Genomic DNA, 405 nt, shown 5'->3' on the forward strand with positions numbered 1-405 from the left:
TCTTAACGATCCGCTGGGACAGCTGCTTTTGGAAGACCGCGATTTCGTATCGATGGCGCGCAGCGTGATGGATTGGGCCGACGAAGTCTGCGGAGGGCGAGTCGTTTCGTGTCTCGAGGGCGGTTACGATCTCAACTCTCTCGGTGAGACGGTAAGAAACCACGTCGCAGAACTCAATCGCTGAGCCTGGCGTGTGCTAAACTAACGACTCAATTCAAACATCCCCAGGCGTTCCAGAAATGACGAGGTCACCGTTATGCCCGATTCCGAGATCCCATGCGTGCAATGTAAAGAGATCTTTTTTTTCAGCGAGAAAGAGCAGGATCTATTTTATCAGCGAAATATGATGCCGCCGCAGCGGTGTCCGAAATGCCGCTCGAAAAAGGCGGCCCAGCGGGATGATGC

Annotated in this window: 1 protein-coding gene and 1 pseudogene; both read left to right on the forward strand. The window is 53.6% G+C overall.

What is annotated here, in order from left to right; all coding sequences use genetic code 11:
* Nucleotides 1-184 (forward strand): annotated as a pseudogene (locus I6F37_RS42740) (histone deacetylase family protein); the annotation flags it as partial.
* A gap of 72 nt (nt 185-256) precedes the next feature.
* A partial coding sequence (locus I6F37_RS46915; RefSeq protein ID WP_225154790.1) for a zinc-ribbon domain containing protein occupies nt 257-405 on the forward strand: 149 nt, incomplete at its 3' end.

Origin of the sequence: Bradyrhizobium sp. NBAIM08 (assembly GCF_020193935.1) — a bacterium.
Classification (GTDB): Bacteria; Pseudomonadota; Alphaproteobacteria; order Rhizobiales; family Xanthobacteraceae; genus Bradyrhizobium; species Bradyrhizobium yuanmingense.